18 protein-coding genes are annotated in these 22,027 nt (G+C 75.1%); 11 read left to right on the forward strand and 7 right to left on the reverse strand.

Annotation, left to right across the window (positions count from 1 at the left end):
* Nucleotides 1-316: 316 nt before the first annotated feature.
* From SGLAU_RS07480 to SGLAU_RS07495, 4 genes are read left to right on the forward strand one after another with little or no spacing between them, the layout of a single operon-like run.
* Complete coding sequence (locus SGLAU_RS07480; RefSeq protein ID WP_043499460.1) at nucleotides 317-1,138, forward strand: glycosyltransferase family 2 protein; 822 nt, start codon at nucleotides 317-319, stop codon at nucleotides 1,136-1,138.
* Complete coding sequence (locus SGLAU_RS07485; RefSeq protein ID WP_244315188.1) at nucleotides 1,135-2,145, forward strand: glycosyltransferase family 2 protein; 1,011 nt, start codon at nucleotides 1,135-1,137, stop codon at nucleotides 2,143-2,145. The genes SGLAU_RS07480 and SGLAU_RS07485 overlap by 4 nt, the downstream gene beginning before the upstream one ends.
* Nucleotides 2,142-2,945, forward strand: coding sequence for a polysaccharide deacetylase family protein (locus tag SGLAU_RS07490; RefSeq protein WP_043499463.1), 804 nt, complete (start codon nucleotides 2,142-2,144; stop codon nucleotides 2,943-2,945). The genes SGLAU_RS07485 and SGLAU_RS07490 overlap by 4 nt, the downstream gene beginning before the upstream one ends.
* Nucleotides 2,938-6,357, forward strand: coding sequence for a lipopolysaccharide biosynthesis protein (locus SGLAU_RS07495; RefSeq protein ID WP_043499465.1), 3,420 nt, complete (start codon nucleotides 2,938-2,940; stop codon nucleotides 6,355-6,357). The genes SGLAU_RS07490 and SGLAU_RS07495 overlap by 8 nt, the downstream gene beginning before the upstream one ends.
* Before the next feature lie 146 nt (nucleotides 6,358-6,503).
* Here the strand turns inward: SGLAU_RS07495 and SGLAU_RS07500 are convergent, their stop codons facing one another.
* Nucleotides 6,504-7,904: a GH39 family glycosyl hydrolase gene (locus SGLAU_RS07500; RefSeq protein WP_043499467.1), complete on the reverse strand. Its 1,401-nt coding sequence runs from the start codon at nucleotides 7,902-7,904 to the stop codon at nucleotides 6,504-6,506.
* A gap of 163 nt (nucleotides 7,905-8,067) precedes the next feature.
* Between SGLAU_RS07500 and SGLAU_RS07505 the strand changes: the two genes are divergently transcribed.
* Together SGLAU_RS07505 and SGLAU_RS07510 are read left to right on the forward strand one after the other, a co-directional pair.
* On the forward strand, nucleotides 8,068-9,177 hold the full coding sequence (locus SGLAU_RS07505; RefSeq protein WP_043499468.1) for a DUF5925 domain-containing protein: 1,110 nt from the start codon (nucleotides 8,068-8,070) through the stop codon (nucleotides 9,175-9,177).
* Between the two features lie 15 nt (nucleotides 9,178-9,192).
* The gene (locus SGLAU_RS07510; RefSeq protein ID WP_043499469.1) at nucleotides 9,193-9,972 is read left to right on the forward strand and encodes a DUF72 domain-containing protein; all 780 of its coding nucleotides are present in this window, start codon (nucleotides 9,193-9,195) and stop codon (nucleotides 9,970-9,972) included.
* 308 nt (nucleotides 9,973-10,280) lie between these two features.
* Here SGLAU_RS07510 and SGLAU_RS07515 read toward each other — a convergent pair whose 3' ends face one another.
* On the reverse strand, nucleotides 10,281-10,652 hold the full coding sequence (locus SGLAU_RS07515; RefSeq protein ID WP_043499470.1) for a GntR family transcriptional regulator: 372 nt from the start codon (nucleotides 10,650-10,652) through the stop codon (nucleotides 10,281-10,283).
* Between the two features lie 72 nt (nucleotides 10,653-10,724).
* On the opposite strand from SGLAU_RS07515, the gene SGLAU_RS07520 reads away from it, so the two are divergent.
* From SGLAU_RS07520 to SGLAU_RS35610, 3 genes are all read left to right on the forward strand, one after another.
* Entirely contained in the window at nucleotides 10,725-11,657 is a 933-nt protein-coding gene (locus SGLAU_RS07520) for a GNAT family N-acetyltransferase (protein ID WP_043499473.1), read from the forward strand.
* The gene (locus tag SGLAU_RS07525; RefSeq protein ID WP_043499475.1) at nucleotides 11,638-12,141 is read left to right on the forward strand and encodes a DUF402 domain-containing protein; all 504 of its coding nucleotides are present in this window, start codon (nucleotides 11,638-11,640) and stop codon (nucleotides 12,139-12,141) included. The genes SGLAU_RS07520 and SGLAU_RS07525 overlap by 20 nt, the downstream gene beginning before the upstream one ends.
* A 233-nt stretch (nucleotides 12,142-12,374) precedes the next feature.
* Nucleotides 12,375-12,512, forward strand: a complete 138-nt coding sequence (locus SGLAU_RS35610) for a hypothetical protein (protein ID WP_099052774.1) — start codon at nucleotides 12,375-12,377, stop codon at nucleotides 12,510-12,512.
* A gap of 1 nt (nucleotide 12,513) precedes the next feature.
* Here the strand turns inward: SGLAU_RS35610 and SGLAU_RS07530 are convergent, their stop codons facing one another.
* A complete protein-coding gene (locus SGLAU_RS07530; RefSeq protein ID WP_043506389.1) occupies nucleotides 12,514-12,960 on the reverse strand; it encodes a GNAT family N-acetyltransferase in 447 nt (148 codons plus the stop codon).
* Between the two features lie 162 nt (nucleotides 12,961-13,122).
* Between SGLAU_RS07530 and SGLAU_RS07535 the strand changes: the two genes are divergently transcribed.
* A complete protein-coding gene (locus SGLAU_RS07535) occupies nucleotides 13,123-14,163 on the forward strand; it encodes a lytic polysaccharide monooxygenase (RefSeq protein ID WP_043499477.1) in 1,041 nt (346 codons plus the stop codon).
* Between the two features lie 47 nt (nucleotides 14,164-14,210).
* Here SGLAU_RS07535 and SGLAU_RS07540 read toward each other — a convergent pair whose 3' ends face one another.
* The 3 genes from SGLAU_RS07540 to SGLAU_RS07550 form a co-directional block, all read right to left on the reverse strand.
* Complete coding sequence (locus SGLAU_RS07540; RefSeq protein ID WP_043499480.1) at nucleotides 14,211-15,077, reverse strand: esterase/lipase family protein; 867 nt, start codon at nucleotides 15,075-15,077, stop codon at nucleotides 14,211-14,213.
* A 197-nt stretch (nucleotides 15,078-15,274) separates the two neighbouring features.
* Nucleotides 15,275-16,243: a DNA polymerase thumb domain-containing protein gene (locus tag SGLAU_RS07545; protein WP_043499481.1), complete on the reverse strand. Its 969-nt coding sequence runs from the start codon at nucleotides 16,241-16,243 to the stop codon at nucleotides 15,275-15,277.
* Nucleotides 16,240-19,863, reverse strand: coding sequence for a DNA polymerase III subunit alpha (locus SGLAU_RS07550; protein WP_043499482.1), 3,624 nt, complete (start codon nucleotides 19,861-19,863; stop codon nucleotides 16,240-16,242). The genes SGLAU_RS07545 and SGLAU_RS07550 overlap by 4 nt, the downstream gene beginning before the upstream one ends.
* Before the next feature lie 141 nt (nucleotides 19,864-20,004).
* On the opposite strand from SGLAU_RS07550, the gene SGLAU_RS07555 reads away from it, so the two are divergent.
* A complete protein-coding gene (locus SGLAU_RS07555; RefSeq protein WP_043499484.1) occupies nucleotides 20,005-21,039 on the forward strand; it encodes a membrane protein in 1,035 nt (344 codons plus the stop codon).
* Nucleotides 21,040-21,359: 320 nt separating this feature from the next.
* Here SGLAU_RS07555 and SGLAU_RS07560 read toward each other — a convergent pair whose 3' ends face one another.
* The gene (locus SGLAU_RS07560; RefSeq protein ID WP_043499485.1) at nucleotides 21,360-21,962 is read right to left on the reverse strand and encodes a 2'-5' RNA ligase family protein; all 603 of its coding nucleotides are present in this window, start codon (nucleotides 21,960-21,962) and stop codon (nucleotides 21,360-21,362) included.
* Nucleotides 21,963-22,027 lie beyond the last annotated feature (65 nt).

The following is a 22,027-nucleotide window of genomic DNA, read 5'->3' on the forward strand; positions in this document are numbered from 1 at the left end:
GAAACGTCAGGTTCCGTCCCAAGCCTTGCCATAGGGGCTCATGCATCAATACCGTCGTACATCTCACTCGCATCGACCACCACCCAGCGGGCCGGGGGAGGGCTCAAGCCGCGGTGGTGCCGGTGCGAGGCGCGGTAGGGGGGTGCCGTGTCCGGCCGGCGTGCGTCCGCACGGGCGACCGGGACGTGCCGCGCAACCGGCTGCCGTCCCACGGCACCGGCGAGTTGTGCCAGTGACGCAACCCCCCTTTCGAACCGGACACACAGCCGGGCCGCCCCAGGGGCGGGCGGTCCACCGGACGAGAGGGACCGAACCCATGAGCAGTTCAGCACTGCGCCGGGCGGCCGACGACGGACCGGCCGGGGCGACCGCGTACCGGCCGATCTCCTCCCACCTGGCCATCGCGCCGCCCGTGAGCGTGGTCATCCCCGCCATGAACGAGGCCGAAAACCTTCCCTACGTCTTCAAGACCCTGCCCGGCTGGATACACGAGGTGGTCCTGGTCGACGGCAACTCGACCGACGCCACCGTCGAGGTCGCCCGTGACCTGTGGCCCGGTGTGAAGGTCGTCCGGCAGCGCGGCACGGGCAAGGGGGACGCCCTGATCAGCGGGTTCGCGGCCTGCAGCGGCGACATCATCGTGATGGTCGACGCCGACGGCTCGGCCGACGGCAACGAGATCGTGTCGTACGTCTCCGCCCTGGTCTCGGGCGCGGACTTCGCCAAGGGCTCCCGCTTCGCCAACGGGGGCGGCACCGACGACATGACCTTCGTCCGCAAACTCGGCAACCGCACCCTGTGCGCCGTCGTCAACCGCAAGTTCGGCGCCCGCTACACCGACCTGTGCTACGGCTACAACGCGTTCTGGCGGCGCTGCCTGGACGAGATCGACCTGGACTGCACCGGCTTCGAGGTGGAGACCCTGATGAACGTCCGGGTGGTCAAGGCGGGCCTGAGGGTGCAGGAGATACCGAGCCACGAGTATCTGCGCATCCACGGCACCAGCAACCTCAGCGCCGTGCGCGACGGGCTGCGGGTGCTGCGCGTCATCCTGCGGGAGCGCTCCAACCGGCGGGCCCTGCGCCGCCGGGCGCACGCCTCGCCACTGCTGGACGCCGTGCGGGGAGAGGCGTCTTGAGCGGTACGGGGGGCGGGACCCCGGGCGCGCCCGCGATCTCCGTCGTGATCTGCGCCTACACCGCGGACCGCTGGGAGGAGATCCGCGCCGCGGTCGCCTCGGTGCGGGCGCAGTCCCGGCCCGCGCTGGAGATCCTGCTGGTCGTCGACCACAACCGGGCGCTGCGGGACCGGCTGGCCGGGGAGTACGAGGCGGCCGGGGACGTGCGGGTGCTCGCCAACGCGGGCCCCCGCGGGCTGTCCGCCGGGCGCAACACCGGCATCGCCGCCTCGCACGGCGAGGTGATCGCCTTCCTCGACGACGACGCCGTCGCCGAACGGGACTGGCTGCGCCACTTCGCCGAGGGCTACGCGGACCCGCGGGTGCTGGCGGTCGGCGGCCGTACGGTGCCCGTCTGGGCGTCGGGCCGCCGTCCCGTCTGGTTCCCGGAGGAGTTCGACTGGGTGGTGGGCTGCACCTACAAGGGCCTGCCGCCCGGCCGGGTGCGGGTGCGCAACGTGCTCGGCGGGAACGCCTCCTTCCGCCGGACCGCGTTCACCGCGGCGGGCGGCTTCGCCACCGGCATCGGCCGTGACGGCGGCAGGCGTCCGCTGGGCTGCGAGGAGACGGAGCTGTGCATCCGGCTCACCCGGGCGGTGCCCGGCGCGGTCCTGCTGATCGACGACCGGGCGGTCGTCCACCACCGGGTGCCGGCGGGGCGCGAGCGGTTCGGCTACTTCCGCACGCGGACGTACGCCGAGGGCCTGTCGAAGGCGCTGGTCGCCCGGAGCGTCGGCGCGGGCAAGGGACTGGAGTCGGAGCGGCGGTACGCCGGGCGGGTGCTGCCCGCCGGGGTGGCGCGCGGGCTGCGCGACGCGCTGCTCGCCCGGCCGGGCGGCGCGGGGCGGGCCGGGGCGATCGTCGCCGGCGGGCTGGCGGCGGCCGGCGGGTACGTCGTGGGGAGCGTGCGGGCGCGCCGGGGCGGGGCCGCGTTCGCCGCGGCGCCGGCCGCGGGAGTGGGCGGATGACCGCGGACACCGGCGTGCCGGTCCTGATGTACCACGCGGTGGCGTCCGACCCGAACGACGCGACGCGCGCCCTCTCGGTCACCCCGGAGGCGTTCGCCGCCCAGATGGAGGTGATCGGCGACCTGGGCCTGACCCCGCTCACCACGGCCGCTCTGGCCGCCCGCTGGCGCGACGGCCGCCCGCTGCCGCCCCGCCCGGTCCTGGTCACCTTCGACGACGGCTACGCGGGCGTGCGCCGGCACGCCCTGCCCGTGCTCGCCGGGCACGGCTTCCCGGCCACGCTGTTCGTCTCCACCGGCTGGCTCCGCGGCCCGTACGACACCGGCGGCGCCCCGGACACCATGCTCGACTGGCGCGAGGTGCGCGAACTGGCCGACGCGGGGGTGGAGATCGGCGGTCACAGTCACCGCCACCCGCAGCTCGACCAGCTCGACGACGACGCCCTGCGGTTCGAGGTGGCCCACTGCCGCGACCTGCTCGCCGGTGAACTGGGCGCGCCTCCGGCGTCGTTCGCCTACCCGTACGGCTACTCGAGCCGCCGGGTGCGGCAGGAGGTGCGGGCGGCCGGGTTCGCGCAGGCGCTCGCCGTCGGCAACGGGCTGGCCCGGCGCCGTCAGGGGCCCTACGCGCTGCGCCGGCTCACCGTACGGCGCACCACCGGCACCGAGGAGTTCGCCCGGCTGGTCGAGGGCAGGGCGATCGCCCGCTCGTTCGCCGTCGACCGGGCCCTGACCAAGGGGTACGCCGTGGTCCGCGGAGCCCGGCGGATCAGCCGGAAGGCCGTCCGCGCCCGTGTCTGACACGACCGCCATGACGCAGCCCGGCACGTCCGCCGCCCCGGAGGAGGGGACGCGCGGGCGGCCGGGCGGCGGCCAGTTGTTCCGCAACGCCTACGCGCTGATGCTCAACACCGCGATCTCCGCGGTGCTGGGGCTGGGGTTCTGGCTGGCGGCGGCCCGCTACTACTCCGAGTCGGCGGTCGGCCAGGGCTCCGCCGCCATCGCCGCGATGAAGCTCCTCGCCGGGCTGACCGCGCTCACCCTGACCGGCACCCTGGCCCGGTTCGTCCCGGTCGCCGGGCGCGCCACCGGGCGGCTCGTCGTCGGCGCGTACGCGGGCAGTTCGCTGGTGGTGGCGCTGGCGGCCGTGGGTTTCCTGCTGACGCTGGAGCGGTGGGGGCCGTCGTACGGCTTCCTGGACGGACCGGTGAACGGGCTGGGTTTCGTGGCCGCCGTGATCGCCTGGAACCTGCTCACCCTCCAGGACGGGGTGCTGACCGGGCTGCGCAGCGCGCTGTGGGTGCCGGCCGGCAACACCGCGTTCTCCGCGGTGAAGCTGGGCCTGCTGGTCGCGTGCGCGGCGGCCGTCCCGACGGCCGGCGTCTTCGTGTCCTGGGCCGCGGCGACCGCCGTCTCGGTCCTCCCGCTGGGCTGGCTGGTGCTGCGGCGGCTGGTGCCCCGGCACGCCGCGGCCACCGGGGAGCACACCGGGCCGCCGTCCCCGAGGGAGATCGGCCGGTTCCTCGCGGGTGACTGCACCGGCTCGCTGTTCTCGCTCGCCGTGGTCCACCTGGTGCCCGTGATCGTGGCCACGCAGGTCGGTGCCGAGGACAACGCGTACTACTACGTCACCGCGACCATCGGCGGCACGGTCAGCCTGCTCGCCGTCAACATGGGCGCGTCGCTGACCGTCGAGGGTTCCCACGACCCGGGGCGGCTCGCCGCCGACACCCGCGCGGCGCTGCGCCGGATGGCCCGGATCATGCTGCCGGTCTGCGCGGTGCTGTTCTTCGGCGCGCCCTGGATCCTCGGCGTGTTCGGCGCGGGCTACGCGGACGCCGCCACCCCGCTGCTGCGCTGGTTCGCGGTCGGCGCGCTGCTGCGCGTGGTCACGGAGACGTACTTCGCGGTGCTGCGGGCGCGCGACCGCACGGCCGGGCTCGCCTGGCTCCAGGGCCTGCTGTGCGTCCTGGTGCTCGGGCTGACGATGCTGCTGCTCCCCCGGATGGGCCTGACCGGCGCGGGCGTCGCGGAGATCGTCAGCCTCTCGGTCATCGTGGCGATCGCCGCGCCCCGGCTGTACCGGACGGTGCGGGCGGCACCGCCCGGCGCCACCGGCCCCGGGGATCCGGCACCGGCCGGCGGGCCCGCCGGTCGGGGAGCGGACGCGGTGCCCGCCCCGGCCGCGGCCCGGCGGCCGGCGCCGGGCCGTGACGGCGTGGTGCCGTGCTGTCTGCTGATCCTCGCCCTGCTGCTGTACTGGGTGCCCGCCGTCCGGCTCGACGAGGCCGACCTGGACCGGATGGGCGGGCTCGGGCTGGTCTCCGTGCTGCCCGCCCCGACGCTGGCCGGCGCCGGGCTGCTGGTGGTGGTGTTCGCCCTGCTGCTCCGGCCGGGCCGGGAACGCCGGGCCCTGCTGCTGGTGACCCTGCTGGCCACCGTGGTGTCGCTGCACGCGCTGCCCGCCGTGATCGAGACGGAGCCGCGGTTCGCGACCGCCTGGCAGCACCTCGGCTTCCTGGACCACATCGACCGGACCGGCACGGCCGTGCCCGACCTGGACGCGCGCTGGAGCTGGCCGGGCTTCTTCGCGGTGGCCGCGTTCGCCGCCCGGGCCTGCGGGGCCGGCGACCTCACCGAGGTGATCCGCTGGTGGCCGACGGTGATCCAGCTGCTGTACCTGGCGCCGATGTTCCTGCTCACCCGCTCGCTGCGGGCGAGCCCGCGGGCGAAGTGGACCGGCGTGTGGCTGTTCGCGCTGAGCGGCTGGGTCGGCCAGGACTACTTCTCCCCGCAGGGCTTCACCTACCTCCTCCACCTCGTCCTCGTGGCGGTCCTGCTGGTCTGGTTCCGCGCCCCGCGCGTGATCTGGACGCGGCTGCGGCCCGGCGAGGCGGAGACCGAGCCGGCGGACCGGCGGCAGCGGGCGGTGCTGCTGCTCGTGGTGATCGGCCTGTTCCTGGCGACCGTGCCCGCCCACCAGCTCACCCCGTTCATGACGCTGGGCGTGGTCACGCTGCTGGTCGTCACCGGCCGCTGCGAACTGCGCGGCCTGCCCCTGCTGTTCGGCGTCGCGGTGGTGTCCTGGATCGGCTTCATGGCCGAGCCGTACTGGTCCGGGCACTTCGACGAGCTGTTCGGCGGGGTCGGCGGGATCGGCGGCAACGTGTCCTCGTCGGTGTCCGGCCGGATCGAGGGCGGCAGCTCCACCCACGCACTGGTGCTGTACACGCGGGTCGCGCTGGCCGGCGGGCTGCTGGCGCTGGCCTGCTGGGGCTGGTGGCGGCGGCGCGCCCACCGGTACCGCGAGCATGCGCTGCCGGTCCTCGCCCTCGTGCCGTTCCTCGGCTTCGCCATGCAGTCGTACGGCGGCGAGATGGCGCTGCGGGTCTTCCTGTTCGCGCTGCCCGGCGCGGCGCCGCTGGCCGCCCTCGCGCTGTTCCCGCGCACCGGTGCCGCCGCGAGGGAGCGGGAGAGGGCCCGGGGCCTCCTCGCCCCGCTGGCCGCGCTGACGGCCGGACTGGTGCTCATGGGCGGGTTCCTGGTGGCCCGCTGGGGCAACGAGCCGTTCGAGCGGATCCGGCCCGGCGAGGTCGCGGCCATGGAGTACGTGTACGCGCACGACGATCCGAGCGTGCGGCTGCTGTGGCTCAGCGACGACCCGCTCGAGAACGTGACACCGGCGATGCCGTGGGGGGCGCGGGACATGGAGAAGGTGGAGTACGTGCCGGCGCGGGCACCGGCCGACCCCGAGCTGGTGTCGGGGCTGGTGGAGTCGCTCGCGGACGCCGGCCCGAACTCGTACCTGATGGTGAACCGCGGTCAGGTCACCTATCTGACGATGGACGCCGGCTACGCCCCCGACTGGGAGCCCCGGCTGCTCCGCCACCTGGACCGGCGGCCGGAGCTGCGGAAGGTCTTCGCCGACGCGGACGCGACGGTGTACGCGCTGCGGGCGCGGCCCGCGGGCGCCGTGCCCGCGGCCGACCCCGGCCCGGCCGGGCCGCTCGTGTCCTGGACCCCGTGGACGGTGGTGGGCGCGCTCGCCGCGGCGGTGCTGATCGTGGTCCTCGCGGCGCGCGAGGTGCTGCGGGTCGCGATGCGGCCCGGGGTGCGGCGGCTGCGGTGGCTGCAGGACGGCTTCTGGTTCTCGCTGCCGCTGCTCGCGGTGCTGCTGGCCTCGCTGGTGCAGCGCTTCCTGACGCTCGTCTGACGGGCACCGCCCGGTCAGGCCGACGGGACGCCCGGCCAGGGCCTGTCGTTCGGATCACCCCGGCGTCGCGGGGCCTGGCCCGCGCATCCGCGGCGTTGTCGTCGGTCGCCGACGCTCCGCGTCGACAACGCTCCAGGTCAATACACCTAGCGGGCCAGCCACCTCACCTCGTACGCCCGGAGGCCGACGGCCCGGCCGTCGACCGTCGCGCGCAGCGCCCGGCCGCGGGTGTTGACGACGAGGATCGTCCGGCCGGTGGCGAGCACGCGGACCTCGGGGTCCGCGGTGACGCGGGCGTACGCCGTCCCCGGCGGGAAGGCGGCGGCGAACCGGGAGAGGAGGCCGTACATGGGCAGCTCCCCGCCGCCGTCCGCGGTGCCGGTCGGGGTCCACAGGCAGCCGGGGCATCCGGGGCCCCGCTCGGCCTGCGGGTTCCAGTAGAAGCCGGAGGAGGCGCCGCCCCGCACCATGGCGATCAGCCCGGCGGCCTGCACGGCGGTCCGGCGGGCCTCCGTCCAGCCGTGGCGCTGGTCGTCGGCGTCGGCGGGCTCCACGTAGTACTCGGCCCACCACAGCGGCAGCCCGCCGCCGGTCTGCCGGCGCACCCACTCCCCCACCGCGGTGAACTTGGCGGTGGCGGCGAACTCGTCGGGCCGCAGCTCGCCGTCCCGGGTGTAGCCGGAGCCGTCCACGACCACGAAGTCCGCGCCCGCCTTGTGCCGGTTCCAGTGGGCGAAGGCGTCCAGGACCCGCTGGTCCAGCGCGCCCCACGGGCCCCTCAGCGCGGCGGAGGCGTGCTCCTGGCGCGGGTCGAGGCTGTCCATGACCAGGTAGGGGCCGCCGACCATGATGTCCTCGTCGACGTCCTTCAGCGCCCGGTACACCAGGTTGTACATGCGGGTGTAGCCCTCGTGGTCCCAGCGCTGCGCGGCGTCGTTCCAGAAGCCCTTGAACTCGTTCCACACGATGAAGTGCCGTACGTCCGGGTACCGTTCGGCGACGGTCGCGGCCAGCGCGGCGAAGTCGTCGTAGTGCTCCGGCTCGGGCGCCGTCTCCAGCGCCTCCTGGCTCCAGTCGGTCCTCCCGGCCTCGCCGCCCTTCATCCAGTCCGGGGCGCAGCACAGGGTGATGACCGGGGTGGCGCCGGAGGCGCGCATGAAGCGGACCCGCTGGTCGAGGGCCGCGAAGTCGTAACGGCCCTTCGCCGGCTCGGGATTGTCGGCGCCCCAGCCCATGATGTGCTGGTTCTGCGGCAGCCGGCCGCCCCGCAGCCGTTCCTCGACGCGGGCGACGGCCCGCGGGCTGCCCGCGTCGGCGCTGAACCGGGTGTGGGTGAAGCCCCAGCCCACGTCCGGCTGCTGCCGTCCGCGCGGGGTGACGGGCGCGCCGTGCACCTCGTCGCCGCCGGACGTGGTCCCCCCGGTACCGGCGCCGCCGCCGGGAAGTATCCCGGCCAGGGCCACCAGCAGGGCCGCGACGGCCGCCGACACGCCGAGCAGCGCGGCCGGCCGCAGCCGTGCCCCCGCCTCCCGCCCATGACGTGCCATCGGTGCAACGGTAGCGGCGGGACCGGGCGGCGCGGCAGATGTCGGGCGGAGGCAGCGACGGCGCGGGCGGGCGGTGTTCCGGGGCGGGGGCGCGCGGTGCGACACTCCGCGCGCACCGTGGAAACCGGGTGCGTGAGGCGTCCCGGTGCCCGATCATGGCGGCATGTCCGCGAACCCACACGAGGCACTGCCGATCCGGCTCAACGTCGACGACAGCGACTCGCCCTCCGACGTCGTCGACGCGCTGTTCCTCGGCCGCTTCGCGACGGGCGAGCAGCCCTACTCGCACGCCGCGAACATCGACCGCGTCCGCTCCGGGGCGACCCTGCTGCCGCCGGACGCGCGCGTGCTGCGGGTGGCCCGCGACGACGACCGCAGCGCCACCCTCGCCGAGGGCGACGGCTGGACGGTGCTGGTGTCCCGCTGGAACCGGGGCGCCGACGTCACCGTGACGGCGACCAGCGCCGACCTGGCGGCGAAGGTGCTCCGCGAGGCGACCGAGGGCGCGGCCGACGAGCCGGAGCCGCAGCCGGAGAACGTCACGATGGGCTTCTGGTACGTCTCGCCGCGGCGCGGCCCGCACCGCACCACCCGGCAGATCTCCGCGGGCACCTGGGGCGAGGTGCGGCCCAACTACACCGCGCCGGTCGCCGAGGCGATGGACCGGCTGATGAAGACCACCCCGGAGGACATCGCCGGCCGGCTGCTCCTGCTGCACGGCCCGCCCGGCACCGGCAAGACCTCCGCGCTGCGCACCCTGGCCCGCTCCTGGCGGGACTGGTGCCAGGTCGACTGCGTGCTGGACCCGGAGCGGCTGTTCGGCGACGTCGGCTACCTGATGGACATCGCGATCGGCGAGGAGGACGCGGCGGGCAAGGGCCGGTGGCGGCTGCTGCTCCTGGAGGACTGCGACGAGCTGATCCGCGGCGAGGCCAAGCACACCGCGGGGCAGGCGCTGTCGAGGCTGCTGAACCTCACCGACGGGCTGCTCGGCCAGGGCCGCAACGTGCTGGTCGGGGTCACCACCAACGAGGACCTGGAGCGCCTGCACCCCGCCGTCGTCCGGCCCGGCCGCTGTCTGGCCCGGATCGAGGTGGGGCGGCTGACCCGGACGGAGGCCATCGACTGGCTGGGGCCGGAGGTCGCGGGCCGGGAGCGGGCCGTCGGGAGGGACGGGGCGACGCTGGCCGAACTGTACGCGCTGCGCCGGGGCACCTCCCAGACCGCGCTGCCGGAGCCGCGGGGCGGGTCGGAGGCGGGGCTGTACCTGTGATGCTTTGATGGGGGTATGCCTCTGCATGTCGGCACGTCGGGGTGGCAGTACAAGGACTGGAAGGGCGGGCTGTACCCGCCCGAGGTGCCCACACGGCGCTGGCTGGAGGTGTACGCGGAGCACTTCGCCACGGTGGAGATCAACAACGCGTTCTACCGGCTGCCGGCCCGGGAGACCTTCGAGGCGTGGCGGGACCGGGTGCCCGGCGACTTCGTCGTCGCGGTCAAGGCGAGCCGGTATCTGACCCACATCAAGCGGCTGAAGGACCCCGAGGAGCCGGTGGAGCGGCTGATGGGCCGCGCGGCCGGGCTCGGCGACCGGCTGGGTCCCGTCCTGCTGCAGCTGCCGCCGACCCTGCGCGCCGATCCCGGTCTGCTGGACGCCTGCCTGCGCCGCTTCCCGGCGTCGGCCCGGGTCGCCGTCGAACCACGGCACGAGTCCTGGTGGACGCCGGAGGTCCGCCGGGTGCTGGAGTCCCGGGGCGCCGCACTGTGCTGGGCCGACGTCCTGTCCCGCCCGGTGACCCCGCTGTGGCGCACGGCCGACTGGGGTTACGTGCGCTTCCACCAGGGCCGGGCCCAGCCGTGGCCGCGCTACGGACGGCAGGCCCTGGAGACCTGGCTGCGGCGCATCGCGGAGGCCTTCGACGACGGCCGGGACGTGTACGCGTACTTCAACAACGACCCCGGCGGGGCGGCCGTGCGGGACGCGATGGTGTTCGCCCGCGCGGCCGGCGCCCGGGGCCGCACGGTGACCCGCACCCCGTCCACGCTCGCCCCCGCACCCGGCGGCTGACCACGCCCCGCCCGGCGTCCGGCCCGCCCGCGCGCCGCGCGGCACCCGCCCCGCCCCGGGGCCGCCGCCCGTCGCGGTGCTCCGCAGGCCCGGAAGCCACCCACCGGGGCGCGCCGCCCTCCCGCCTGCCCGCCGCGCTCCCGGCCCGGGAGACCCGCCCGGCACCGGCCGCCCACCCCTGGCCATCACTCGTCCCGGACACGCCCGCCCGGAGCACTCCCCTCAGGGACACGCCGGCCGGCGATCACTCCCGGTGCCGGACACGCCGGCCCGCGATCACTCCCGGTACCGGACACGCCGGCCCGCGATCACTCTCCGTACGCCGCCCGCAGGGCGTCCCGTACCGCTGCCAGGGCACCGTCCCGGTCCGCTCCCAGCCGGCGGGCGCGCTCGGCGTACGCCTGGGCAGCCGACGCGAGCTCGCGCTCCGCCGCCGGGCCCGCCGCGGCGACGAACGTGCCGCCGCGGCCCCGGGTCTCGATCACGCCGTCCGTCTCCAGCGCCCGGTAGGCCTTGGCGACGGTGTTCGCCGCGAGCCCCAGCGACTCCGCCAGCCCGCGCACCGTCGGCAGCCGGTAGCCCACCGGCAGCTCCCCCGACCGCGCCTGTGCGGAGATCTGCGCCCGTACCTGCTCGTACGGCGGTACGGCACCCTCATCGATGTGGATCTTCAAGGTCACGGGGCCGATTCTCCCGTACCCCCCGGAAAATGGGAGGCACCCGGTCCCGTTCCCCGCGTAACCTGCGCCGTCATGACCGTCATCGTGCGTGAGCTGCGTCCCGGCGTACGGGCCGACGCCGCCGGCTTCGCGGAGGTCCGCAGTCTGGCCCTGCCGTACATCCCGCAGACCCCGGACTCCGTCCTGCACCAGCTCACCCACAGCCATCCCGACGCCCGCTTCCGGCAGTTCGTCGCCGAGGAGGACGGGGAGATCATCGGCACGGCCCAGGCCGGCCTCGCCCACGACAGCCCGCGGCCGGGGCAGGGGTACCTCAACGTGTACACGCACCCGGGACGGACCCGGCGCGGTGCCGGCTCGCTGCTGGTGCGCACCGCCGAGGAGTACCTGGCGGGGCTGGGCGCGACCCGCCTCTTCTCCTGGGTACCGGACGAGCCGGCGCACCGGGCCTTCGCCGAGCGGCGCGGCTACCGGCCCAGCCGCTCCGCGCACTTCCTGCGCCTGGACCTCGCGCACGGCACCCTGCCGCCCCGGCAGGACCCGCCGCCGGGGGTCGAGCTGCGCACGGCCGCCGACTACGCGGGCGATCCGCGTCCCCTGTTCGAGCTGGACGCGGAGGCGACGGCGGACGAACCGGGTGACATCGGAGCGCGGTTCACCGACTTCGAGGCGTGGGTCGAGGAGACCTGGAAGGACCCCCTGTTCGATCCGGAGCTGACGTCGGTGGCGGTCGCCGACGGCCGTCCGGTCGCGTTCAGCGCGGCCCGCACCGATCGCGCCCGCCGCCGCTACGGCTCCGCGATGACCGGCACCGCCCGCGCCTTCCGCGGCCGGGGGCTGGCCAGACTCGCCAAGAACGACTCCCTGCACCGGGCGCGCGCCGCCGGGTACACGGAGGCGTTCACCGGCAACGACACCGGCAACGGCCCGATGCTCGCGATCAACACGTGGTTCGGGTACCAGATCTGCGCCACGGAGGTGCGTCATGTCCGCGAACTCGGCTGAACCGGCGAACCGGGTGGACGTCGTCCTGCTCAAGGCCGGGCGGACGAAGATCCGCTACGCCGCCGAGCTGCTCGACGACGACGGGACCCGGGTGGCCGTCCGCGCCGCCTGGGCGGGTGGGGGCGTCCGCGACTTCGGCTTCGTGCGCTTCGAGCCGGGCGACGTCTTCACCGAGTACTACTGGCGCGACCGCTGGTACGCCGTGAAGGAGGTCCGCGCGGCCGACGGGACCCTGAAGGGCTGGTACTGCGACGTCACCCGCCCGGCCACCCGGACCGGCGCCGAGCTGGTCGTCGAGGACCTTGACCTGGACCTGTGGCGCTCAGCCGACGGGTCGGATGTGCGCCGCCTGGACGAGGACGAGTTCGCCGACAGCGGCCTCGCGGAGCGCGATCCCGAGGCCGCCCGGGCCGCACTGCGGGCGCTCGACGAGCTGGAGCGCCTGGCCACGGGCGCGGGCGGCCTGGAGTCCGTGCTGAGCTGAATCCGCCGCGAAGTCACGCCCGGTCACGGGCCGGTGACACACCGGCGCCCGGCGGCCACGCCGCGCAGTCGTCCGGTCACACCGGTTTGCCGTGGCCCCAACGGTGACACCCGCCACTGGCAACCGAATCGTGACAGCCGCCACAGACTATTCGGGCGGTGATGAGGAAGTCTCACCGAACGGGCCTACCTCCGTGAGAACGCGGAACACGGTAGTCCCACAAGGAGGCAGACATGCGCCGTGTGACCGTGCGGAAGCCCCTGAAGACGTCGGACGCGCGCCGGGTCCGCGAAGAGGCGGCCGACGAGCGCCCCGCCGGGCGGCCCGAGGTGCGCAAGGACATCGCGCGCACCTGGTGGCCCGAAAGCTAGTTCACAGCAGCTTGCGGTAGTGGATCCGGTCGTACGGCCCGTCGACGCGCCGTTCCACGGCCTCGTACCCGTACTTGGGGTAGATCTCCTGGTTCTCCCACATCATCGCGTTCGTGTAGAGCCTGATCTCGGACAGGCCGAGCACGCGCGCGTGGGCGTCGACGAACCGCAGCAGCCGTCGCCCCACGCCCCGGCCATGGGCGTCGGGGTGGACGGCGATGCTGTCGAGGAACAGATGGTCCGCGTACGCGTCCAGGACGACGAGGCCGGTCACCGGCTCCCCGGTGACGAACACCCGCCCCGCGGCCACGTCCGCCGCGTGGTCCGCCTCCATGGGCTGGGGCACCACCCCGATGCGGGCGATGTAGTGCCGGTAGGCCGCGTCGGTCACGGACTTCACGGCGGGGATGTCGGCGCCGGCGGCCGGCCGGATCTCCAGATCGCGCATGCCCCGCACAGTACCTACCTCAGCGCAGCCTGAGCGCTCCCTTAACGGCACCATAAGGATGCCCGTCGGCCGCCGTCCGCGGGCGTTTTCGCGGGCTTGCGGGGCTAGCTTCTGATCACCCCACGGGATCACCGGAAGCACCGACCGCCCCAGGAGTCCTTCATGCCCGCAACCCGCCGCAAGGCCGCCGCCACCGTCGCCGCCCTCGGCGTCGGCCCGCTCGCCCTGGCCGCCCTCTCGGCGGCGCCCGCGTCCGCGCACGGCTCGATGGGCGACCCGGTCAGCCGGGTCGCGCAGTGTTACGCGGAGGGTCCGGAGAGTCCCTCCTCGGCGGCGTGCAAGGCGGCGGTCGCGGCGGGCGGCACCCAGGCGCTCTACGACTGGAACGGCATCCGGATCGGCGACGCGGCCGGGCGGCACCGGGCACTGATCCCGGACGGCAAGCTGTGCAGCGCGAACAACGAGGCGTTCAAGGGCCTGGACCTGGCCCGGGCCGACTGGCCGGCGACCGGCGTGCGCAGCGGCTCGTACACCTTCAGGTACCGGGTGACCGCTCCGCACCGGGGCACCTTCACGGTGTATCTGACCAAGCCGGGCTACGATCCCGCCCGGCCGCTCGCCTGGGACGACCTGGACCTGGCGAACCCGGTGGCCACCGCCACCGATCCGGCGGCGGCGGGCGGCTTCTACACGTTCTCCGGCACGCTTCCCGAGCGCACCGGCAAGCACCTGCTGTACGCGGTCTGGCAGCGTTCGGACAGCCCGGAGGCCTTCTACTCCTGTTCCGACGTCAGCTTCGGCGGCACCACGGCCGGCACTCCCGGTGACACGACGAGCGGCGACACCGGTACCGGCGGCGCCACCGGCAGTGACAGCGGTACGAGTGGCGGCGCGGCGCCGGCCCCGGTCGCCTCCGCGCCGTCCCAGGAGCAGATCGAGGCCGGCGCCGAGCACTCGACCGTCGAGAACCACGGCCACGGCGACGACGACCACCGCACGACGGCGGAGCCCGCCGCGGCGGCAGCCGCCGGACCGGCGCGGGCCAACCGGCCCGTGGCCGCGGGCGCGCCGCAGGGCCTCGCCGAGACCGGCGGGGACGGCGGCACGGCGTACCTCGCCGTGGGCGGCGCCGCGGCGCTGGCCCTCGGCGCGGCGGCGCTGTTCGCCTCGGTCCGCCGCAAGGCGGCGGCCGGCGGCAGGTGACTCCGGGGTCCGGCCGGCGGCTCAGGCCGGCCGGACCCCGGCGGCCGTCAGCTGAAGGCGGCGGCGCAGGTGGTGGGCCTGGCGTTCGCCGGGTCGAGCGCGTTGGCCACCTCGTGGAAGGCGATCCGGTCGAACAGCCCGATCGCCAGGTGCTCGGAGAGGTCCACCGGGCACAGGTCCTGGAGCAGCACGTTGCGTACGTTCGGCCCCTCCAGGAAACCGCTGCGGTACGGCGTGACGACCTGGTCGTAGCGGGTCGCGAGCACGGTGTAGCGGACGCCGGGGACGGTGTCGCCGCCCGCGTTGAGCCGGTTCAGGAAGGCGGATCCGGCGATCTGGTCGGCGAGCGCGGGGGTGGCGGTGGTGAGGAGGTCCTCGGCGCCGGGGAAGTACGGCAGCAGCGCGGTGAGTCCGCCGAGGGTCGTGCCGTGGTTGTCGGGAGCGATGCCGACGAGCGCGTTCACCTCGGCCGCTCCACCGAGGAACTTCAGGTAGTGACGGGGCATCATGCCGCCCTGCGAGTGGCCGACCAGGTCGGCTTCGGCGGCTCCGGTGGCGGCGAGCACCTTGTCGACGAACGCGTCGAGTTCCCCGGCGGACTTCTCGATGGGACCGAGCCCGTGGAAGAACGGCACGCCGGGGAGCCGGCCGTAGTCGAGGGAGTAGACGCAGTACCCGCGTGCGACCAGGTACGGGGCGAGGCCCAGCCAGTTGTCGACGGCGTTGCCGAAGGTGCCGTGGACCAGGACGACGGGCCGGGGGTGGGCGGTGGAGGGCTTGCAGGAGTAGTCGTTCCAGCCACGGCTGGGCGCGTCGTCCGCGCGGGCGGTGGTGGCGGGGACGAGGGCGACCGCGACGGCCAGCAGCACGGCGGCCACGGATCTGCGGACGTGGTGCGGGTTCCAGGGCAGCATCGAGTGATCTCCTGACGGCTCATGGGGAAGGAGAAGTGCGTCTGCCTTACGCCCTGTGATCCGGATCACGGGATGCTGTTCATCCGTCAAGTTACGGACGAGTAGCACCAAGGGGAAGCCGCGCGACGGTAAAAACCCGCGGCCCGGGCCGGCTCACCGTCCGGCACGGACTCGCGCCCCGCGCCGCCCGGCCGGGGTCACGCCGCCAGCCTCCCCGGCATCACCGCGCGCGGCCCGAACCTGGCGCGGGCGCGGTCGGCGACCTCCTCGATGCGGCGGATCCGTTCGTCCGCGGCGTCGAAGGTGAGCTGGTGGAAGGCCTGTTCGGCGGGGGTCAGGCTCTCGGCGCGCAGGGCGACCGAGCGGACCCGGGCACGCTGGAGGCCGAGGGCGTCGTACATGCCGTAGACCGCCTTGGCCAGCGCCGCCGAGTGGGCGGTGGGCTCGGCGAGGGTGCGGGAACGGGTGGTGGCGGAGCGGTCGGCGTAGCGCACGGTGAGGCTGAGGCCGCGGCAGACCTCGTCCACGGCCCGCAGCCGGGCGCCGATCTCCTCGGCGGCCGACAGCAGCGCGCGGCGGTGCCGTTCCGGGTCCAGCTCGTCGCGCGCGAAGGGCCGCTCGGTGGCCAGGGAACGGGAGACCGCGGCGGGCACCACCCGGCCGCGGTCGATCCCGTTCGCCTTCTCGTGCAGTTCGCGGCCCGCCTTCGCGCCGACCAGGCGCTGGAGCGTGGACAGCGGTGCGGCGGCGACCCGGCCGAGGGTGTCGAGGCCGTACCCGCACAGCGTGCGGGCGGTCGCGGCGCCCACACCGGGCAGGACGGCGACGGGCCGGCCGGCGAGGAACTCCGCCACGGCGTCCTCGGGGACCGCGCAGGTCAGCCCGGGCCGGGCGGCGCGCAGCGCGATCCGGGCCAGCATGGGGCCGGGTCCGGCGCCGATCGCGCAGTCGACGCCGAAGCGGGCGAGGGCGCGGACCCGGATCACGGCGGCCAGTTCGGCGGCGCCCCGCCCGAAGTAGCGTTCCGCGCCGCCGAGGTCGGCGAGAGCCCCGTCCGGCGGCAGCGCCTCGACGACCGGTGTGAACTCCTCCAGCAGCCCGAGCAGCCGGGGCAGGGCCGCCTCGTGCGTCGGCGGCGGCTGGAAACGTACGCAGAGGATCGTCATCCCGCGCTCCCCGGGCTCTGGTGCCACAACTTCCTCGTCCGCGAGGGTTCCTGGCCCGCGGGACGCAGATCGGCCCAGGGGTGCATCTCGTAGCCCGTGGGCATGCGGAGGGTCCGGGACCGGTGCTGGTCCATACGGTCCTGGGCGGCCGAGCCGGCCGGGGCGGGCAGTCCGTCGGAACCGGCGAGCCGTTCCCGCGCGGGCCCCTGTCCGTCACCGGGCGGGGAGCCGTCACCGGGCGCGGAACCGTCGCCCGCCCGGGTCGCGCCGTCGGCCGCGGGGCCGGGCGCGCCGGCGAGCCGGGCCGCGACCCCTTCCAGCCCCTGTTCCCGGCGCAGTTCGGCGAGTTCGGCGAGGTTCCAGGCGGCGGCGCCCACCACGCTGACGCTGCGCGGGCCGCGCCGCTGGACCACGCCGCGCACCAGCAGCAGCCAGGAGTGGAAGACGGTGTGGGCGCAGGCGTCGTGGGAGTCGTCGAAGAAGGCGAGGTCGACCAGGCCGGTGCCGTCGTCCAGGGTGGTGAAGATGACCCGCCTGCCGGACCGGATCGGCGGTGTCTGGGTGGCCGCCTTGGCGCCCGCGACCAGCACCGTCTCGCCGTGCCGGGCCTCGCGCAGCCGGCGGGCGTTCACCACGCCCAGCTCGTCGAGGAACATCCGGTGGTCGTCCATCAGGTTGCGTGAGGCGTCCATGGCGAGCACGCCCAGTTCGGCGCTGAGCCGTTCCTCCGCGGAGAGGTCGGGCAGCCCGGCGGGGGCGGTCCGCCGTCCGCCGGACAGCGGGAGCTGGCCCCCGCCGCCGCCCGTGCCGCGCGCGCCGCGGTGCAGTTCGGTCAGGTGGAGTTGCAGGTCGCGGCGGTTGGCGCCGAACGCGTCCAGCGCGCCGACCTGGGCGAGCCGCTGGGCGAGCGGGCGGCTCGGGCGGGCCCGTTCCCAGAAGTCGAGCAGGGAGGAGTACGGCTGCCCGTCCTCGATCCGCCGCGCCTCGGCCTCGCTGATGTTGTGCACGTCGAAGAGGGCGAGCCGGAGGCCCCAGACCTCGCGCGGCCCCGACCGCCCCGAGGACCCCGAGGACCCCGAGGACCCCGAGGCTGATTCAGACACCAGTTCGATCCGGTGGGCGACCCCCGACCTGTTCACGTCCAGCGGCAGGATCGGCACCCCGCGCCGCCGCGCGTCCGCGAGCAGCAGCCGCTTGGGGTACATGCCCGGGTCGTGGGTGAGCAGCCCGGCGTAGAAGGCGGCCGGGTGATGGGCCTTCAGCCAGGCCGACTGGTACGTCGGCACCGCGAAGGCGACCGCGTGCGCCTTGCAGAAGCCGTACGAGCCGAACGCCTCGATGATCTCCCAGGTGCGCTGAATCGTTTCCGCGTCATACCCGCGCGCCGCCGCGTGCTGGGCGAACCAGAACCGGATCCGCCCCTGGGACTCCGGATCGGACAGCCCCCGGCGCACCCGGTCCGCCTCGCCGCGCCCGCAGCCCGTCATGATGTCGACGATGTGGATGATCTGCTCGTGGAAGACGACCACCCCGTACGTCTCCTTCAGCGGCCCCTCCAGATCCGGGTGCGGGTAGCGCACCGGGGCCCGTCCGTGCCGCGCCTCGATGAACGGCCGCACCATGTCGGCGGCGACCGGGCCCGGCCGGAAGAGGGAGATGTCGACGACCAGGTCGTGGAAGGTGGCCGGCTGTAGCCGTCCCACCAGGTCCCGCTGGCCGGGCGACTCGATCTGGAAGCAGCCCAGGGTCTCGGCGGACCGGATCAGGCCGTACGTCGCCGGGTCGCCCGGCGGCAGCGCGTCCAGGTCGACCTCGGCGCCCGATGCGCGCTTCACCTCGGCGACCGCGTGCGCCATCGCCGACTGCATCCGCACGCCCAGCACGTCCAGCTTGAGCAGCCCCAGGTCCTCCACGTCGTCCTTGTCGAACTGCGCCATCGGGAAGCCCTCGCCGCTCGTCGGCATCACCGGCGTCCGGGAGAGCAGGGAGGCATCGGAGAGCAGGACGCCGCAGGGGTGCATGGCCACCCCGCGCGGCAGCGCGTCCAGCGCCTCGACCAGCTCCCACAGCGGGCCGTACCGCTCCTGCTCGGCGGCGAGCGCCTTCAGTTCGGGCAGCTCCTGGAGCGCCGCGCGGGCGTCGCGGGCGCGGATGTGCGGGAAGGACTTGGCGAGCCGGTCGATCTCGGCGGGGTCCAGGGACAGGGCCGCGCCGACGTCCCGGATCGCGTGCCGCACCCGGTAGGTCTCCGGCATCGCGACCGTCGCCACCCGCTCGGCGCCGAACCGGCCGATGATCGCCCGGTAGACATCCAGGCGGCGCGCCGACTCCACGTCGATGTCGATGTCGGGCAGCACGACCCGCTCCTTGGACAGGAAGCGTTCCATCAGCAGCCGGTGCTCGACCGGGTCGGCGTGCGTGATGCCCAGGAGGTGGTTGACGAGGGAGCCCGCGCCGGACCCGCGCGCGGCCACCCGGACACCCATCTCCCGTACGTCGTCGACCACTTGGGCCACCGTCAGGAAATAGGAGGCGAAGCCGTGGTGGGCGATGATGTCCAGTTCCTCGTGCATCCGCTCCCAGTAGGCGCGGCGGCCCGCGTACCCGCGCAGCACCATGCCGGCCGCCGCCCGTGAGGCCAGCACCCGCTGCGCGCCGCGACGGTCCGCGCCGACGAGGTGCGGCTCGGGGAAGTGGACGGTGCCGATGCCGAGGTCGTCCTCGGAATCGACCAGGCACTCGGCGGCCGTGGCCTGGGTCTGCTCCAGCAGCCGCAGGGCGGCCTCGCGCCGGTACCCGGCGGCCTCCACGATCCGCTCGGCCGCCTCCCGCATGGCCCCCGCGTCCTTGAGCCAGGCCGCGCCGGAGTCCAGTTCCCTGGCCGGGTCGATCGGGACCAGGCGGCGGGCGGCGTCCAGTACGTCGGCGACCCGGCCCTGGCCGGGGTCGGCGTACCGCACCGCGTTGCTCAGCACCGGGCGGACGCCCTGTTCGGCGGCGAAGCCGACGGTCCGGGCGGCCAGCCGCAGCGAGCCGGGACCGGTGCCGGTGCGGCCGTGCCAGACCGCCTCCAGGCGCAGCGCGTCGCCGTAGACCTCCCGCCAGGGGGCGAGGAGCCGCGCGGCCCGGTCGGGGCGGCCCGCGGCCAGGGCGCGGCCGACGTCGGAACCGGGGCCGAGCAGCACGGTGAGACCGTCGGCGTGGTTGTCCCCCCAGTCGAGGACGGGGCTGTCCGGGCGGCGGTGGGCGGCGGTGATCAGGCGGCACAGATCGGCCCAGCCGCGGGCGCCGTCGCGGGCGAGGTAGGTGACGCGCGGGGTCGACTCGTCGACGAAGGCACCCCCGCGCACCGGGGTGCGGCGGCGCCGGTCCCGGCGGGCGGGACCGGTTTCGGGGGCGGACGCCGGATCCACCGCCAGGTTCACGCCGAACAGTGGGCGCACGCCCGCGCGGGCGCAGGCCTTGGCGAAGCGGACCGTGCCGGCGAGGGTGTCGCGGTCGGTGAGGGCGAGGGCGTCCATGCCGCGCTCGAAGGCACGCTCGGCCAGCCGCTCCGGGTGCGAGGCGCCGTACCGCAGGGAGAACCCGGAGACGGTGTGCAGATGCGTGAAGCCCGGCATCGCACCTCCCGCCATCTCCGCTATCGAACACTCGTTCCAACCTGCCCACCACCACCATAGACCAAATCCCGAACATCTGTACGACAGCCGTTCGGGCCCCTCCCACCTGCGGAAACACCCGCCACCCCGGAGCGTGGGGACATGACGCAGACCACTTTCCGCCGCGAGGTGAGAGACGCCGTCACCCCGCGGGCCACCCTCCTCGTCGTCGGAGTGGTCGCCCTCCAGCTGCTCTTCATCGCCTCGTACGTGGGCGCGCTGCACCACCCCCGGCCCCGGGACGTGCCCTTCGGGGTGGTCGCGCCGGAGGCAGTGGCCCGGCAGACGGTCACCCGGCTGGAGCGGCTGCCCGGCTCGCCCCTGGACCCGCGGGCGGTGGCCGACGAGGAGACGGCCCGCGAGCAGATCGCGCACCGCGACCTCGACGGCGCCCTGGTGGTGAACCCGGCCGGTCCCACCGACACGCTTCTGGTCGCCTCCGGCGGCGGCACCGCCCTCGCCCGCACGCTGGAGTCGCTGACCACCGCCGCGGAGAAGGCCGAGCGGCGCACCGTGCGCACCGTGGACGTCGTCCCCGCCTCGCCCGGGGACTTCAACGGGCTGTCGTCGTTCTACCTGGTCGTCGGCTGGTGCGTCGGCGGCTATCTGTGCGCCTCGATCCTCGCGATCAGCACCGGCGCCCGGCCCGCCAACCCGCGCCGCGCGGCCATCCGCCTCGCCGCGATGGCCCTGGTGTCGGTCGTCGGCGGCCTCGGCGGCGCGCTGATCGTCGGGCCGGTCCTGGACGCCCTGCCCGGCAGCGTGGCGGCGCTGTGGGGACTCGGCGCACTGATCACCTTCGCGGTCGGCGCCGCCACCCTCGCCCTCCAGGGCCTCTTCGGGATCGTCGGCATCGGTCTCGCGATCCTGCTCGTGGTGATCGCGGGCAACCCGAGCGCGGGCGGTGCCTTCCCGCTGCCGATGCTGCCGCCCTTCTGGGCGGCGATCGGCCCGGCCCTGCCCCCGGGCGCGGGCACCTGGGCGGCCCGCTCGACCGCCTACTTCCAGGGCAACGGCGCCACCGGCGCCCTGCTGATCCTCGCGGCCTGGGCGGCGGTGGGCGTCGCGGTGACCCTGGCGGCGGCACGCCTGCGCGAGCGGCGCGAGGAGGAGCCCCTGCCGGCCCGGGCCCCGTGAGAGCGGTGCGTCCGCCGTCCGCCCCGGACCCGCCCTGCCCGGGACGACACCACTTCGGCACCCCGGGGAGTGTCCGCGCAGTCACTCCTGCCCCGCGACGCCTGGTGGCTCCCCCGAGCTCTGCGAGCAGGGGCACCCCCACTGGCCGCACCGGGCGAACACCCGAGGACGGCCGGTACGCGGGCGTCCGCCCGGCACGCCGAGCGCACGCACCGGACGCCGCGGGACCCGCCCTCCGGGCGGACGACGCGACGGTGCGGACACCCCTAGGGCCTGCCGTACCGGACCCCGCGACGCCGGGATGATCCGAACGCCAGGCCCTATTCCTCCTCCCGCAGCCGGCGGACCTCCCCCGTGCCCAGGGTGATCGCGGCCCGGGGCCGCATGGGCCCGGCACCGCGCCGGGAGAGCAGCACGACCTCCTCGACCCGGGCGGACAGCGAACCGAGCCGGGCGGCGCACTCGGCGGACAGGGGCCCCGGCTCCCGGGTGCGGCCGAGGGAGAGATGCGGGGTGAAACGGCCGGCGCGGCCCTGGCAGAGCGGGAACCGCGACGCCAGTTCCCGGTGCAGTCGCGCCCACGGCGCCCGGTCCGCCGCGGCCGGATCGAGCCACACCGTCGCGTGGTGCCGGTGCCGGAAGGCGCGCACTCCGGCCAGCCGCACCGGGAACGGCGGGCACCGTGCCGCCGCGGCACCGAGCAGCGGCAGGGCCCGCCCGAACTCCTCCTCCGGCACGAAGCCGAACAGCAGGTTCACGTGCGGCGGCCATCGCCGGACCTGCGGATCGTGCTCCCAGCGGATGTCCTGGATCGCCGGCCGGAGTTCCGGCGGCGGCAGCCAGGCCACGGCCGTGCGCGGGGTCGGCGCCACCTCGAGTGCGTCCACCGGCCCGGCCCCGCCGGGAACCGGGTTCTCGTCCACACCACCAGGGTCGCCCCCGACGGCCGCACACGAAAGTCCCGCCCCTCGCGCGCGGGGCGGGACTT

It is taken from the genome of Streptomyces glaucescens, from assembly GCF_000761215.1.
GTDB classification, from domain to species: Bacteria; Actinomycetota; Actinomycetes; order Streptomycetales; family Streptomycetaceae; genus Streptomyces; species Streptomyces glaucescens_B.

Bases quoted from the DNA above. Each gene is read 5' to 3' on its own strand.
- SGLAU_RS07480 (WP_043499460.1), top strand. From the start codon at position 317: ATGAGCAGTTCAGCACTGCGCCGGGCGGCCGACGACGGACCGGCCGGG.
- SGLAU_RS07490 (WP_043499463.1), top strand. From the start codon at position 2,142: ATGACCGCGGACACCGGCGTGCCGGTCCTGATGTACCACGCGGTGGCG.
- SGLAU_RS07500 (WP_043499467.1), bottom strand. From the start codon at position 7,904: ATGGCACGTCATGGGCGGGAGGCGGGGGCACGGCTGCGGCCGGCCGCG.
- SGLAU_RS07505 (WP_043499468.1), top strand. From the start codon at position 8,068: ATGTCCGCGAACCCACACGAGGCACTGCCGATCCGGCTCAACGTCGAC.
- SGLAU_RS07510 (WP_043499469.1), top strand. From the start codon at position 9,193: ATGCCTCTGCATGTCGGCACGTCGGGGTGGCAGTACAAGGACTGGAAG.
- SGLAU_RS07520 (WP_043499473.1), top strand. From the start codon at position 10,725: ATGACCGTCATCGTGCGTGAGCTGCGTCCCGGCGTACGGGCCGACGCC.
- SGLAU_RS07525 (WP_043499475.1), top strand. From the start codon at position 11,638: ATGTCCGCGAACTCGGCTGAACCGGCGAACCGGGTGGACGTCGTCCTG.
- SGLAU_RS35610 (WP_099052774.1), top strand. From the start codon at position 12,375: ATGCGCCGTGTGACCGTGCGGAAGCCCCTGAAGACGTCGGACGCGCGC.
- SGLAU_RS07530 (WP_043506389.1), bottom strand. From the start codon at position 12,960: ATGCGCGATCTGGAGATCCGGCCGGCCGCCGGCGCCGACATCCCCGCC.
- SGLAU_RS07535 (WP_043499477.1), top strand. From the start codon at position 13,123: ATGCCCGCAACCCGCCGCAAGGCCGCCGCCACCGTCGCCGCCCTCGGC.
- SGLAU_RS07540 (WP_043499480.1), bottom strand. From the start codon at position 15,077: ATGCTGCCCTGGAACCCGCACCACGTCCGCAGATCCGTGGCCGCCGTG.
- SGLAU_RS07545 (WP_043499481.1), bottom strand. From the start codon at position 16,243: ATGACGATCCTCTGCGTACGTTTCCAGCCGCCGCCGACGCACGAGGCG.
- SGLAU_RS07550 (WP_043499482.1), bottom strand. From the start codon at position 19,863: ATGCCGGGCTTCACGCATCTGCACACCGTCTCCGGGTTCTCCCTGCGG.
- SGLAU_RS07555 (WP_043499484.1), top strand. From the start codon at position 20,005: ATGACGCAGACCACTTTCCGCCGCGAGGTGAGAGACGCCGTCACCCCG.